Annotated in this window: 11 protein-coding genes; 5 read left to right on the top strand and 6 right to left on the bottom strand. The window is 62.7% G+C overall.

The window, feature by feature from the left end; translation table 11 throughout:
* The first annotated feature begins 102 nt into the window (after window positions 1-102).
* Window positions 103-957, top strand: coding sequence for a glycosyltransferase family 2 protein (locus KR767_RS01560; RefSeq protein ID WP_250877893.1), 855 nt, complete (start codon window positions 103-105; stop codon window positions 955-957).
* Window positions 950-2,155 (top strand): glycosyltransferase, encoded by a 1,206-nt coding sequence (locus KR767_RS01555; RefSeq protein ID WP_250877892.1) that lies wholly within the window; start codon window positions 950-952, stop codon window positions 2,153-2,155. Before KR767_RS01560 ends, KR767_RS01555 begins: the two co-directional genes overlap by 8 nt.
* Here KR767_RS01555 and KR767_RS01550 read toward each other — a convergent pair.
* Window positions 2,147-3,064 carry a glycosyltransferase family 2 protein gene (locus KR767_RS01550; RefSeq protein ID WP_250877891.1) on the bottom strand — a complete coding sequence of 306 codons (918 nt, stop codon included), beginning with the start codon at window positions 3,062-3,064 and terminating at the stop codon, window positions 2,147-2,149. The genes KR767_RS01555 and KR767_RS01550 overlap by 9 nt on opposite strands.
* Window positions 3,065-3,228: 164 nt before the next feature.
* Between KR767_RS01550 and KR767_RS01545 the strand changes: the two genes are divergently transcribed.
* Window positions 3,229-4,110, top strand: coding sequence for a glycosyltransferase family protein (locus KR767_RS01545; RefSeq protein ID WP_250877890.1), 882 nt, complete (start codon window positions 3,229-3,231; stop codon window positions 4,108-4,110).
* Here the strand turns inward: KR767_RS01545 and KR767_RS01540 are convergent.
* From KR767_RS01540 to KR767_RS01520, 5 genes are all read right to left on the bottom strand, one after another.
* On the bottom strand, window positions 4,100-5,362 hold the full coding sequence (locus KR767_RS01540; RefSeq protein WP_250877889.1) for an oligosaccharide flippase family protein: 1,263 nt from the start codon (window positions 5,360-5,362) through the stop codon (window positions 4,100-4,102). The genes KR767_RS01545 and KR767_RS01540 overlap by 11 nt on opposite strands.
* On the bottom strand, window positions 5,359-7,383 hold the full coding sequence (locus KR767_RS01535) for a hypothetical protein (RefSeq protein WP_345779889.1): 2,025 nt from the start codon (window positions 7,381-7,383) through the stop codon (window positions 5,359-5,361). The genes KR767_RS01540 and KR767_RS01535 overlap by 4 nt, the downstream gene beginning before the upstream one ends.
* A gap of 42 nt (window positions 7,384-7,425) precedes the next feature.
* Window positions 7,426-9,369: a hypothetical protein gene (locus KR767_RS01530; protein ID WP_250877888.1), complete on the bottom strand. Its 1,944-nt coding sequence runs from the start codon at window positions 9,367-9,369 to the stop codon at window positions 7,426-7,428.
* A 66-nt stretch (window positions 9,370-9,435) separates the two neighbouring features.
* Window positions 9,436-9,852 (bottom strand): pilin, encoded by a 417-nt coding sequence (locus tag KR767_RS01525; protein ID WP_250877887.1) that lies wholly within the window; start codon window positions 9,850-9,852, stop codon window positions 9,436-9,438.
* A gap of 290 nt (window positions 9,853-10,142) precedes the next feature.
* Window positions 10,143-11,486 (bottom strand): hypothetical protein, encoded by a 1,344-nt coding sequence (locus KR767_RS01520; protein WP_250877886.1) that lies wholly within the window; start codon window positions 11,484-11,486, stop codon window positions 10,143-10,145.
* Window positions 11,487-11,622: 136 nt separating this feature from the next.
* Between KR767_RS01520 and KR767_RS01515 the strand changes: the two genes are divergently transcribed.
* Window positions 11,623-13,719 (top strand): S9 family peptidase, encoded by a 2,097-nt coding sequence (locus KR767_RS01515; RefSeq protein WP_250877885.1) that lies wholly within the window; start codon window positions 11,623-11,625, stop codon window positions 13,717-13,719.
* Window positions 13,720-13,828: 109 nt separating this feature from the next.
* Window positions 13,829-14,017, top strand: coding sequence for a DUF1737 domain-containing protein (locus KR767_RS01510; RefSeq protein ID WP_250877884.1), 189 nt, complete (start codon window positions 13,829-13,831; stop codon window positions 14,015-14,017).
* The last annotated feature ends 11 nt before the right edge of the window (window positions 14,018-14,028 follow it).

The following is a 14,028-nucleotide window of genomic DNA, read 5'->3' as shown; positions in this document are numbered from 1 at the left end:
CGGTCACGTCACCGGAGATGAATATCGGGGCCGGGGAAGGGCCTGTGACAGCGAAGGGCCGCGCTTTCGCTTATCATCCACCGGTTAACCGGGGAATACCTCTTGAGCCGTATCAGCATCATCCTTCCCGCCAAGAACGAGGCCGCCGCATTGCGCGCCCTGCTTCCTCGGCTGAAGACCGCCCAGCCAGGTGCCGAGATCCTCGTGGTCGATGACGGCTCCACGGACGAAACGGCAGCGCTCTGCGCCGGTCTCGGCGTCACTTGCCTGTCATCGCCTTATTCCATGGGCAACGGCGCCGCCATCAAGCGCGGCACCAGGGCGGCTAGTGGCGAGATACTGGTATTCATGGATGGCGACGGCCAGCACGATCCCGCCGACATCGACCGCATGGTGGCGCGCTTGGCCCAGGGCTACGACATGGTGGTGGGGGCCCGCGACTGGGAAAGTCAGGCCGGCGTGGGGCGCGGGCTCGCGAACACGCTCTACAACTGGCTTGCCAGCCGCATGACGGGCCAAATCGTGGCCGATCTCACTTCAGGATTCCGCGTGGCTCGCGCCAGTCGCTTCCGCGAGTTCCTGCACCTGTTGCCCAACGGTTTCTCGTACCCGACCACCAGCACCATGGCCTTCTTCCGTAGCGCCTATGGCGTGGCGTATGAGCCGATCAAGGCGGCCCAGCGGGTAGGCAAAAGCCATATCAAGCCGTTGAAAGACGGTATTCGCTTTCTGCTCATCATTTTCAAGATCGCCACGCTCTATTCACCGCTGAAATTATTCTTCCCGGTGAGCGCCGTGTTCTTCCTGCTGGGTGTGGTCAACTACGCCTGGACGTTCCTGAGCATGGGGCGGTTGACTAATGGCAGTACCCTGCTGTGGATCGCCGCCGTCGTCGTGTTCCTGATTGGCCTGGTATCGGAACAGATCACCGCACTTACCTACCGGCGCGATGACTGACATCGTAGCGCGTCCTCGCTTGCTCGTACTCGCCACGACCTATCCGCGCTGGCGCGACGATCACGAACCAGGCTTCGTGCACGAACTGGCGCGTCGGCTGACCGGACGCTTCGATGTCGTGGTGATCGCGCCACACGCACAGGGTGCGCAGACGCGGGAAAATCTCGACGGCGTTTGGGTAGTTCGCTACCGCTATGCTCCGTTGCGTTGGGAAACCCTGGTTCAGGATGGCGGGATCACCACTCATCTGAAAAGATCGCCGTGGAAGTGGTCGCTGGTACCCACGTTCTTCGCGATGCAGTGGTGGTGCGCCAGGCGCTTCGTCACGCCGTATACGGTGGTTCATGCTCACTGGATCATCCTGCCCGGCATCGTCGCCCGCCTGCTTGGACGTCGTTACTTGGTGACGTCGCACGGGGCCGACCTGTTCGCCTTGCGTGGCCGGCTTGCCGCCCGTATCAAGCGCTGGGTGCTCGCAGGAGCAACCGCGACCACCGTCGTCAGTCGTGCGATGCTGGCGCCTGCAGGGGAGTTGCGCAGCGATCTTCTTCCCTGTGTAGCCCCCATGGGTGTCGACCTCACGTCGCGGTTCATCCCCGATCCGTCTGTGACCCGTGAGAGCAACCATTTGCTCTTCGTCGGCCGCCTCGTAGAAAAAAAAGGGGTAGACGTTCTGCTGGCCGCCATGCCAGCTGTGCTTTCGAAGAGACCAGGAACGATACTTTCCATCGTGGGCCATGGCCCACTGGCTGCATCACTGCAAGAGATGGCCGCACGCCTGGGTATTGCGGATGTCGTGCGCTTCGTGGGGCCGGTACCTTCCGCGGCATTGCCTGCCTGGTATCGTCGCGCTTCGCTTTTTGTGGCACCGTTTCGCCAGGCCCGGTCGGGAGATCAGGAAGGTCTTGGCCTGGTGCTGGTCGAGGCGCTGGGGTGCGGATGCCCGGTGATCACCACGGATATCGATGCGGTGTCCGACGTGTTGGAAGCCATGCCCGGTATGGGGCGCGTCGCATCCGATGATGCTTCGGCACTGGCCGAAGGCATTCTTTCGATGCTGGATGACGAGCGCCTGGCGGCTGCCGTGGATGATGGGCTAGCGCTGCTGCGTGGGCGATTCGACTGGGATCAGGTGGCCTTGCACTATGGCGACATGCTCGAGGCAGTGCGTACCGAAACGGTGCAATCCTTACGCTAAAGGTGCCTGGTCCCCGGCGGTCACCGTACCGTGAAGGTAGCTGCATGCGACCAGCAGCTTGACGATGCCTGCCCGTACCGTAAATGGTAGCGTCAGGCGGTCCAGTCGCGACGACAGGATCCGTATGAGCCAGGGGCGACATGGTTCCGTCATCGCATGCAGTAGCCGCAGCGCGCGATGACATCTCGCGTCGATGGCGGCATAGCCTAGGGCTCTGTAGTTCTCCGGATGTCGGCGTGCAAACAACGAGGCGTTTCCCGCGCCGGCTTGCACCATTTTTCTGCAGACATCGGCAAGTTCCAGTTCATCGTCGTGGCGCACGAGCGCGCCTGGATTGTTGCGTAAGTGAATACCCACGGCTTCCAGGCGCAGGGCGAGATCGCGATCCTCGAAACCGTAACCCCTGAACGCCGGGTCGAAGCCGCCGATACGCAGCATGGCCTCGCGACAGATCATGAAGTTGGCGCTGCTAAACGTTGCCACGCCTCCCTGGTGTTGGCGCCGCGAGGCTCCTGCCTGCTGGTAGCGACTCCAGAAGCCTTTGCCCTCGCTGGCCACGGCGCCAACGGAACAGGTGTCCGCGGTCAGCGTGCGGAGATGTTCTGCGAGGAAATCCGGCCGTACTGGCAGGCAGTCGGCATCGATGAATAGCAGGGCGTCGCCCCGGGCGACGGCCATGCCGGCGTTGCGGGCAGCGACACGGCCCTGGTTCGTGGCATGACGGACAAGGACGATATCCAGCCCGACGGCGGCCTGCAGGGTATCCGCCGTATCGTCGCCCGAGCCGTCGTCGACGACGACGATTTCCAGTGTGCAACCCGGAAGGCGGCATGCACGCAGGTTGCGGATTGTCCGCAACGCTGGGGCGGGTGAGCGAAAAACGGGAATGATGGCGGAAATCGTCTGCATGATGGCTCAGGCTGGGCTTGCTAGACTGCGGCAAGCGAAGTGGGGCGTTCCGTCGCGTATGTTTCGGCCGCTGGCCTGTTCGCGAATCACCGCATTTTTCATGCCATCATAGCGAGAACTTCCCTGTTGAACGACGCCTCGCAGCTGCGATCCGGAGCGCCACAATGATCCGAGGCATCGCGGCGGTGATCCTCGAATACCGATGCCCTGCGCGGACGCTGTCCTGCGTGGGCTCCCTACTCGCGTCTGGCGTGTCTCGCGTCCTCGTGCTCGATAACTCGGATGACGACGGCGCCAGCCTGGGCACCTTGAGCGCCGCGCTCGATGGCGATACGCGCATCCTCATTCAAAGCAGCGGCTCGAACCTGGGCTTCGCGGCGGGAGTGAACCGGGCACTTGGGATCTTGCGAACGGAAGGCTGGGCCGGCCGGGTCCTCCTGGTGAACAATGACGCGGAGGTGCTGCCGGATGCCGTGGATGCACTGGATCGTACGCTGGATGCCCATCCCCTGGCGGCGATGGCGTATCCGACGATCGAGCACGCGGGGCGGGCGCTCACACTGACGTACTACCATCCGTGGACAGGGCGGCTCTCTCATGCATACTCGGCCACGGGCATTCCCTATGTCAGTGGTTGCTGTGTTCTCCTGGCCAGCGATCAGGTGAGGGAAGGCCTCTTCGACGAGACGTTCTTCATGTACGGCGAAGATGTGGAGCTATCCGCACGGTTGTCGCGTGAGGGGCGCACTGTCGTGCATGCGGCCAACGCCCATGTCGTGCACGAAGGCTCGGCAGGTTCCGGGGTAACCACATTGTTCTATGAAACACATATGGTGGCCGCCCACGTGATTCTCGCGCACCGCCTTGCCGAATCGCGGGCAAGGCGCGCGATATACCTGATAGGCCGGGCGATCTTCCTGTCGCTGAGGGCCGGTGGTCGGGCTGTCCGTCATCGTTCGGTAACTCCGCTGCGTGGCCTGGTAGACGGATGGCAACTCGGACGCTCTGCCGTCCGCCAGCATAAGCGCCCGGGATTCAGTGGTTGATGACGGGGCGTCGGCGCACGCGCCAGCCGACCACGCACCAGGTGATCGTAGCCAGGCAGCATTCCGTTGACACGATCATCCGGGCGGCACCTTCCAGGCCACCGCCCGGTACGAAGTGCCAGGCGAAGGCATAGAGAAGTACCAGGCCGCATGCCTCGATCGACAACCGCAGCCACTGGCCATCGAGTCCCAGCAGGATATTTCCGCCCAGCAGTCGCAGCGAGTAAGCAGGGAGCAGCCATACAAGCAGTTTTGCCGCTAGAGCGGCATCGCCGAAGGCCGGGCCGAGCAGCCAGGGGAGGATGCCCGATGCTAGATAGAGCAGGGCGCCTGCCACGACGCTGAACACAATGCTGCACAGGAACATCAGGCCGATGAGGCGGCGCCCCGCTTCCTGCGAGGCCCCATGGCGGAACACCCGCGGCAACACTGCCATCGCGAGGGCATCCACGGGCAGGGTGAAGATCATCGTCAGGCGATACGCTGAACCGTAAAGTCCGGCTATCGTTCCACCAGCCAGTTGCAGCACCAGGGTCTTGTCCAGCGAGGTAAGTGCGTTGGTGACCGCCCAGACGGACGAGTATCCCAGTCCATCGAGTAATTCGCGGCGAGTGAGGCGTTCCTGCGCCGGCCCCGGTCGCAACGCGGTCCGGGTAATCGTCATGGCGGCCACCGACGCGACCAGTGTGGCGACCATATGCACCGCACCGTAGGTGGCAATCGTTGCCGGAAGTGGCGAGAACAGGAAGATCACCGCGCCGGCAAATCGGATGCTGGCGGTCAATGCGGGAAGGCCTGCGGCGAATCCCGAGCGCTCATGGGCATTGAACGCGAATGCACAGAAGGACACGAGCGGAAAGAGCACGGCCTCAGAAACCCCGATGACGACCAGGGTGAAGATGCCTGTGTGGGTTTCCGGTGCCGCCAGGGAGAGCATCAGGAAGGCAGCGGCGATGACCGCGCCGCTGCCGAGCGTCCAGCGCACACCCTTGTGCCAGTAAGCGCCCAGTCGCGAGGCGTCGCGAGACACGGCGCGAAGCATCAGCAAGCCAAGGCCCAGACCGCTGAATGAGCCGAGGAACGTGGCCAGTCCGGCTACGCCAGCGAACGTACCGTACCCGTGGGGACCAAGCTTTCGAGCGATGGCCAGCAACCAAAGGGCCTGCGCTCCGACTCGCGTCAGTTGCCAGATGAGCGACAGACTCGTGTTGAGAGCCAGGCGCCCACGGAGGCTGCGCAGCCCTATGTTCATCGAGTATCGCGAGTCACGGAGCGAGCGGTGGCTCGTTCGAGCGAAGCAATATCCCCATCAAGTCGTCCGGCGAAATTTATGGCACGCAACGCATCGATCTGTTTGCGTGCGAGGGTTGCGTCGTTGGCAGCCAGCGCCCTCTGTGCGAGCTTCACGCGATAGACTGGTTCGGAAGGAGCCTTTGCCACCGCCATGTTGCTCATGCGCAGCGCGAGCACGTTGTCGTGAAGCGTATTGATCGCAAAATCCGCATAGAGAGAGCAGAGACGGGCTGACGGGTTGGGATGATCCATCGCCGCATCGAAGGCCCGATGCAATTCATCTGCTTCGAACTGGCAACCACCCTGATAGAGGCACTGGGAAAGTGCGCCGAGAGAGCTTTCGTCTTGTACTGTGGCAGGGCGTGCATGCAGTTTTTCACGCATGGATATCCACCATGCCTCGCGTACCGGAAGTCCCGCCCTGGCATGCACGAAGATCAATGCCTGTTCCCCAAGCACCGACGCGCCTGGCATGGCTGCTGCGGCTTCAAGGGGAGGTACCGATTTGATGATGTAGGGTGAGTTGCGATCATAGTGCGACGCGATGATGTAAGCCCGTCCCAGCTCATACTGTGCACGATGCGAGTGAGGACCGCGCCGCCCGAGCTCCTCGGCGAGCGACAGGGGTGTTCCCCATGCGCTGGCCGTGGCGAACGTGAGCGCTATCGACCAGGCGATCAAGGCCAGCGGCGGCAAAGCACTGACGATACGCCATGCAGACGAGGAGACCCTCCGGACGATGTATCGATAAGCATCGGCCAGCGCCAGCATGATGCCCATGCTGGCAAAGTAGTTGCGGTGTTCGTACACCAGCTCCAGCGGAATCACTGTGCCCGTCAGCGACTGTGCCGCAAGGAACAGAACTACGCCCAGCGAAAGAAGTGGCAGGCGCGTGCGCATCACCCAGGCCACGGCCAGCAGGGTGGCCAGTACCAGCATGGACACCAGAGTGGTCCATGGTGCCAGCAGCCCCCCGCTGGCGACAAAATCGTCGTGATAGAACGACAGCCCGCCGGGTGTCGGTACGAGGGTCCAGGCGAGGTAGTCGAGGACAATACGCGGCTCGCTCATGAGGCGCGTGGCGAGCGTGAAATCGCGTGCTGCCCATGTGCTGGAAGCCAGAAGGCTGGGTGTGATCCAGGCCATGCCCACGATGAACGGCACTGCAAGGATGACGGCATACATGGCGGTCATTGCCCTGCGGGCGTGAGATCGTGGGGGGCCGAACCGGAACACCACGGCTTCGATGCATAGCGCATAAAGCGGGAGCAGTACAGCGGTTTCCTTGGCAAGCAAGCCCAGTCCTGTCAGCAACACGAGCCATAGTGCACAGTACAGCGCATCACGTATATGGAACGGCTCGCGCGCGCGCAATCGCGCGTAGCCGATGAGGCCCACGAGCACGAAGAGATTGGCGAGACTCTCCATGCGCTGCACGATATACAACACCGCCGAGAAGTTGATCGGTGCCACTACCCAGGCCAGAGCTACGCCCAAAGCGAGCGCGTTTCCCCGGCCGGTCGGGTCATCCGGATACACCCTGCGGAACAGGGCCCGACACAAAAAGAACGCGAGCCAGCCATTCAAGATGTGTAAGAGGATATTGGTCGCCTTCATAGCAGACGGATCGAGGCCGGTTGCCAGAACGTTGGCCGCGAAACTCAGCGAGGCCAGGGGGCGCTTCAGTTCGCTGGATGGGGACGACAGCGCGGCGGCCGTCAGTTCCGGGAGCGAGGCATGCGACGGCTGCACTAGCGGATTGTCGACGATGTTTGGGTAATCATCGAACACGAATCCGCCGCCCAGGCCGGGAGCGTAGACAAGCCATGTGACGATGGCGAGGCCGAGCATGGCTGCCAGGGTCACGAAACGCTGGGGGGTGAAAAGGCGTTCCGTGAAGCGGGCATCCGTCCGCCCGGTGCCGGAAGGCGGCGTTTCGCTGGAAATCAAAAGAGGCCTCACGGGCGGGGTTTCCGCCACGCATCCTAGCATCAATGCCGGGACGCAGTGGGCCCCTCCCCCTCAGTGCGACGCGGAGGAGGCCCGAATCGTCCCGTCGGCTAGGGCCTTGGAGAATACCTTGATCGCCTCGACCAGATCGGCATCGCCCGTATTCGCTCGGAGACGCAGGCGGTCCAGGATGGCCTCGCAGGCATCGCTTCGACCCAGGCTGGCGTTGAGCTGGAAAAGCAGCACGCCGATGCCTGTGTTGTAGTCGCTGTCGATCCAGGCACGGTGGGCCTGCGACTCGGCCTGCACCAGATTACCGCTCATCCCGTACATGCGGGCAAGGTTGTATCGAGAACGCCAGACAAGCTGTGAGGTAGCAGGCGAGGCATCGTGATCGATCCAGCGTCGGCCGGCCTCAGCCAGTCGTTTCGCATTCAGTCGCCCCATTTCGGCAAGCTCCGCAAGCCGCTCCCAGTACCGCATCGAGTTCATGGTGATTGGCAGGTTTGTTCGCTGCTCGAACTCTTCGTAAAGGGTTTCCGGAACGGGGGCCTTGGCCGCGCTATAGGCGATGATGCGCCAGATCGTAGCGTTCATGCCTTCCGAAGGCGGCCTGAAGCGTTCCTCCAGAGCGATATGGGCCAATGCGGTCCGTGTGTCGCCGCGCTCGACGGATTGTGCCGCCAGTGTTGCCTGCAAGCGGGGCGACGTGGGGTTGTAAGCCGCCTGCATCTCGAACAGCGTATCGACGTTGCTCCAGCTACCGACCTGCACCCAGGTGGCCGTTGCGTAGAGGGCCACGATAAGTACCGGGCATAGCATGACCGTGCGCCGGAAGACGATCGTAGGGTGGGGATGGCGTAACCAGAGTGCGCGACCGATGCCTACCAGGGCCATAAGGATGCCGAGGTCGGGCAGGTAGTTGCGGTGTTCGAAGTAGATTTCGAGCGGAACGATCGTCGATTCGAGCAGGTGACCGATCAGGAAAAAGCCGATGCCGAATGACACCAGGGGATGCTTCCGCCGCGTTGTGATTGCCACGATGACAGCCAGTAGCCACGCCAGGATTGCGATCGCCGTAGTCCACGGCGCGAACCAGCTGGTCGAAAGCACATAGTTGTCGTGGAACAGACCCATGTCCTGACCGGCAGGCATGAGCATGGTCTTTACATAAGACCACAGTACGCGCGGCTCCGTGAGTAGTCGCTCGCCAAGCGTAAAAGGCCGGCCCTGATAGCCACCGACGATCAGTTCGGGATGAAAAACGAGCCAGCCGGCGATGAGTACGCCGGGCAGAATCACAGTGAGGAAGAAAAAGACAGTGACGAGGCGGGGCCGTGGATTTGCTTTCGTGGCGGGAAAGAACACCGCCTCGACGAGCATGGCAAGCGGAATCGCGAGCACCGCGTTTTCCTTGGCCAAGGCGCCGATCCCTACGACGAGCGGAAAGATGATCCACAGGCCGAGATAGAGTAAAGGCCTCGGTTTGCGCTCGACTCCCTGTCGAAAATACACATACAGTGTGAGCGACAGCAGGCTGAACAGCGCGCCCAGCTGCGCCATGCGCTGAATGATGTAAAGCACTGTGCTGACGTGCAGCGGAAGAAGTAGCCACCATGCTGCCAGGAATAGGGCGGCCGTGGAGGCGATGGCGCGCGTAACCTCTGCGCGGCGCAGCAACTGGCGACAAAGCGTATAAACCAGCACGCCACACAGAATGTGGATGACTAGATTGGTGGTCTTGAGCGGCTCCGGGTACATGGCGCCGCTGCGCGCAGCGTCCATCAGGAACGTCAGCATGGAGACCGGGCGCCCGAGGGGGCCCGAGTGATTGTCGATGGCCGAACGCCAGTCGAGTCTGCCGTCCACCCAACGCTGGATTGTATCCAGGTTCGGCGCGTCGTCGATCAGGTAAGGGCCCTGCAATCCGCTTGCGTAGACGAGAGCCGTCAGCGCAATTATGGCAAGAAGTATCACACCTCGCGTTGCGCGGCTGCGCTCGAACAAGTCAATCATCAGGCGGTTCCGCGGGGTGGAAAAGAAAAGCCCCGCCATGCGGCGGGGCTTCTCGTGATGCGTCGGTTACTTGCGGCAGCTGGCCGGGGCGTACTGCGCCAGCAGCGAGCTCGTGCACTTCCAGGTGATGGCGCCCGTGGTGGTGGTCGGCGTAAGGGTGAGGGTCTGGTCGTCGACGCCTGCACCGATGCCCTGGTAGGTGACGGTAATGGCGCCGGCAGCGCCGACGACGATCGACTTCACATAGGTCGTGGCCACGGTGGTATAGCCGGCAGCAGCGTTCGTGATGGGTACGGTGCCCTGCGACTGGAACGTTTCGGCTACGGCAAGCTTAGCCGCGTCGGCCAGCACGATGCCTTCGGACACCTTGGCGCGCTTGGTGTAGTTCTGGTACTGCGGGATGGCGATGGCCGCCAGGATCGCGATGATCGCGACGACGATCATCAGTTCGATGAGCGTAAAGCCCTTCTGGATGGTCTTCATGGAACTTCCTCGGTAATTTTGGTTGGCTAACCGCAAGTTTGTGATGCCCCTGAGCTGTAGTGCCGGATCTTTCCCTACTGGCTGATCCGGCCCCCTCATCACGAGTACGAGGACTGACCAGGACGCTCATTATCCCTCGAAGCATGGACTATGCCAGCCTTTTCAGGGCGGCCAGCCCACACGGTGGGCGAGCTGATTTTGCATAGGGGGGGAGAATTGACAAGCTGTGACAATCCACAATTGCAGAACGGATCACAGCAGGACACCGTATTCTGACCCCTGGCGTCACACTATGACGTAACGCGTCCATTCGCAACTTGGCTGTTTCGTCGTTTGCGTAGGGTGGAAACCGTCAACGCCACGGCGAACACGGCCAGCAGGACCTCGATGCCGCGGAACGGCGTGGAGTACCGGGCATCCGATTGCAGTATTCCATAGACCAGGGTGACCCAGATGCCAAGGGCCGTGGCGATGCAGAGCCCGGGGGCAGCCTGCAGCCGGGGGATGAGGGATAGGCATGCGCCGACCAGGGCGAGCAGCATGATGAATGGCGACAGGAAGAACAGGTAGCCGGTGATGGCGCTGAGTGTCGGTTGCATGAGCAACGGAGATCCATACGCGGGGAACACATAGATATCGCCATATCCGATGCCGATGACCCAGCCCCACAACTCTGCCGGCTTGCTGAGATACCACCCCGCGTAGTGCCCTGGTGCCTCGCTTATGCGAGCGGCCATGGTCCGGAACCCGGCACCCGGTTCATGCCGGAGCAACTGGTATTCGCTATCGATCTGCTTCATGAGCGCTTTTGCCTGCGGAGCGCCGTCGATGCTGGCCTGATAGGCCGAGTGATAATCAGGCCAGGAGCCCTGCACGAAATTCATTACGGCGCGGTCCGAGGAAGAATCCCCGCCATGTGGCAACAGGGCGCCGCGAAGCGACCATGCGGCCAAGGGAAGCAGTGCGGCGGCCAGGAAGACGATCCACAGCCGCCGGTTCGAGCGGTCCCGCCATGCCATGGCAAGGGCCAGCAAGGGGGCAAATGGCGCCACCACGGCATTGGTTAGCCCGGCAACGGCAAACACGATGCCTGCCGCAGCCGCGCGTATGGGGTGGGGATTGCGGAGCATGTTATCGGTGAGCAGCAGGGCCACGGCCACCAGGAAGCCGAGCAGGGTCTCGCTCAGCACGCAGTCCGCAAGGGTCATCAGGTGCGGCCAGAATGCCATCAGCACACCAACGGCACAGGCCGACACGAAACCTGCCCAGCGATACGCGAGGATCGCGAATATCCATACGGTGGCGGCGGACAGTGCTGCCTGTGCCATGAGCACGCGCTGCACGAACTCGTTTTCCATGGCCCCGCTGCCGGACAACAGGGCAAGGAAGGCCGGGTATCCCGGGTCGCGAAAACTGTCGGCGACTACCTGGGCTGCCTTGGGCGATGCACTGGAAAAGACGCCATGATGAACGAGGTTCCAGGCATAGGCGTAATACTGCACGGCATCGCCGCGTATTGCCTGTTCCACCATGGTGGCGTGCACGTAATGCACGCGCAGCGCCAGGGCTCCCAGCGCGATCAGGATGAGAACGAGGTGCCCGACCTGCCATCGGCGTCGCGCGGAGATACCCATGAAAGTCTTCCCCTGACCAAACGCCGGAGTCTAGCCGAAGGCTCCGGCAGGTACCTTGCGCCAGTTCCCGAACTTGCACCCGACGCCCCCGCCCCGTACCGTGCCGGGCTAGTTCCGTAAAGGGAGTCCCCCACCGATGAAGCCCCTGCTCGCTGCGCTGGCCCTCGCGCTGGCGTCCGGCCCGGTCCTGGCCGCCGATGCCGACGCGGTCGATACCTCGCCGCATCCATTCTCCATCCGCGACCTGGTGATGATGGATCGCGTCGGCGATCCCCAGCTCTCGCCCGATGGCCGCTATGCCCTGTTCACCCTGCGCAGCACCGACTACGCCGCGAACAAGGGCTCCACGGCGATCTACCTGGTCGACCTCGACAAGCCGCCGCAGCCGGTGAAGGTGGTGGAGAAGGGCTCGTCGCCGCGCTGGGCGCCGGACGGTCACTCCATCTATTACGTGGCGCCGAAGGACGGCACCGCGCAGGTTTTCCATCGCACCTTCGATGCAGGCAATGGCGGCAAGGGCCTCGCCCTGGCGTTGCGTAACGGCGATGCCGTCACCGACGCCCCGCTCGACGTCAACGCGTTCAAGCTCTCGCCGGATGGCGCGAAACTGCTGCTCAGCTATGACGTCTTCACCGACTGCCCGGACCTCGCCTGCACGAAGGAGCGCCTGGACGGCCGCGAGAAGGACAAGGCCACCGGCACGGTCTACGACAAGCTGTTCGTCCGCCACTGGGATACCTGGGCCGATGGTCGCCGCTCGCAGCTCTACATCGCCGACGCCCGTACGGCGTCGCAGCCGGTGCTGCTGAGCCGTGGCATCGACGGCGACGTGCCCAGCAAGCCGTTCGGCGGCGACGACGAATTCTCGTTCTCGCCCGATGGCAAGACGGTGTTCTTCGACGTGCGCATTGCCGGCAAGACCGAACCGTGGTCGACCAATTTCGACGTGTACAGCGTGCCGGCCGATGGCTCCGCCGCGCCGGCGAACCTCACCGCCGACAACCCCGCCTGGGACGCCAATCCGCTGGTGTCGCCGGACGGCAAGACCCTGTTCTACACCGCGATGAAGGAGCCCGGCTCGGAAGCCGACCGCTTCGGCATCATGGCACTCGACCTTGCCTCGGGCACGAAGCGCGAAGTGGCCCCGTCGTGGGATCGCACTGCTGGCGCACTGCAGATTTCCGCCGATGGCAAGACGCTTTACACCACCGCCGACGACAACGGCCAGCACCCGCTGTTCGCCGTGGACGTGGCGACGGGCAAGGTCACCACGCTGGTGACCGATGGTTCGGTGGCCGGCTACTCGGTGGGCAAGTCGAAGATCCTGCTTACCCGTGACGACCTCAAGCGCCCCGCCGACATCTACACGGCCGACGTGAAGGGCAAGGGCCTGAAGCAGATCACGCACTTCAACGCGAAGCGCCTGAAGAATGCACAGGTTGGCGATTTCGAGTTCTTCACCTTCAAGGGCTGGAACAACGAAAGCGTGCAGGGCTACGTGGTGAAGCCGGTGGGTTACAAGAAGGGCCAGACCTATCCGGTGGCCTTCATCATCCACGGCGGCCCGCAGGGTGCCATGACCAACAGCTGGAGCTACCGCTGGAACGCGCAGACGTATGCGGGCCAGGGCTTCGCCGTGGTCACGGTCAACTTCCACGGCTCCACGGGCTACGGCCAGGCCTTCACCGACGCCATCTCGGGCGACTGGGGCGGCAAGCCGCTGGAAGACCTGAAGCTGGGCTGGAGCTCGGCGCTGTCGAAGTACAAGTTCCTCGACGGCGACCGCGCCTGCGCGCTGGGCGCCAGCTACGGCGGCTACATGGTCTACTGGATCGCCGGCAACTGGAACCAGCCGTGGAAGTGCCTGGTCGATCACGACGGCGTGTTCGATGCGCGCTCGATGTACTACGAAACCGAAGAGCTGTGGTTCGAAGAAAAGGAGAACGGCGGCACGCAGTTCGACCATCCGGAAAACTACGAGCGCTTCAACCCGGTCAACCACGTCAAGGACTGGCGCGTGCCGATGCTCATCATCCACAGCGGCAAGGACTTCCGCATTCCGGATACGCAGGGCATGGGTGCCTTCACCGCGCTGCAGCGTCGTGGCATACCGAGCAAGCTGCTGCACTTCCCGGATGAAAATCATTGGGTGCTGAAGCCGCAGAACAGCGTGCAGTGGCATGAGACGGTCAATGCATGGCTGAAGGAATGGACGGCGCCGCAGGGCAAGTGATCTGTCCTCAGGCGTAAAGAAAAGCGGCGGCCCAAGGGCCGCCGTTTTTTATGGGACGCATCGGAAACTGTTGCTAGGATGGGCACCTCTCCCGGCTGGCGGCATACCCATGGCTTCCGCACCTCCCGATAACCTGCCTGTCTATCGCTTGATCACCGGCAAGGACGATGCCACGTTCTGTCATCGCATTTCAGAAGCGCTTGCACTGGGCTATGTGCTCTGTGGTTCCCCGGCCGTGACCTACGATGCGCAGAAACAGTGCGTCATCGCAGCGCAGGCCATCATCTGGCCGGGTTGACCACGAACGAA

It is taken from the genome of Luteibacter anthropi, assembly GCF_023699965.1.
GTDB classification, from domain to species: domain Bacteria; phylum Pseudomonadota; class Gammaproteobacteria; order Xanthomonadales; family Rhodanobacteraceae; genus Luteibacter; species Luteibacter anthropi.
This window is presented reverse-complemented; position numbering and strand designations above follow the sequence as displayed.

What these genes read in the sequence shown, in the direction of transcription:
- KR767_RS01545 (WP_250877890.1), top strand. Translation starts at nt 3,229, where the DNA reads ATGATCCGAGGCATCGCGGCGGTGATCCTCGAATACCGATGCCCTGCG.
- KR767_RS01540 (WP_250877889.1), bottom strand. Translation starts at nt 5,362, where the DNA reads ATGAACATAGGGCTGCGCAGCCTCCGTGGGCGCCTGGCTCTCAACACG.
- KR767_RS01525 (WP_250877887.1), bottom strand. Translation starts at nt 9,852, where the DNA reads ATGAAGACCATCCAGAAGGGCTTTACGCTCATCGAACTGATGATCGTC.
- KR767_RS01510 (WP_250877884.1), top strand. Translation starts at nt 13,829, where the DNA reads ATGGCTTCCGCACCTCCCGATAACCTGCCTGTCTATCGCTTGATCACC.
- KR767_RS01555 (WP_250877892.1), top strand. Translation starts at nt 950, where the DNA reads ATGACTGACATCGTAGCGCGTCCTCGCTTGCTCGTACTCGCCACGACC.
- KR767_RS01550 (WP_250877891.1), bottom strand. Translation starts at nt 3,064, where the DNA reads ATGCAGACGATTTCCGCCATCATTCCCGTTTTTCGCTCACCCGCCCCA.
- KR767_RS01520 (WP_250877886.1), bottom strand. Translation starts at nt 11,486, where the DNA reads ATGGGTATCTCCGCGCGACGCCGATGGCAGGTCGGGCACCTCGTTCTC.
- KR767_RS01530 (WP_250877888.1), bottom strand. Translation starts at nt 9,369, where the DNA reads ATGATTGACTTGTTCGAGCGCAGCCGCGCAACGCGAGGTGTGATACTT.
- KR767_RS01515 (WP_250877885.1), top strand. Translation starts at nt 11,623, where the DNA reads ATGAAGCCCCTGCTCGCTGCGCTGGCCCTCGCGCTGGCGTCCGGCCCG.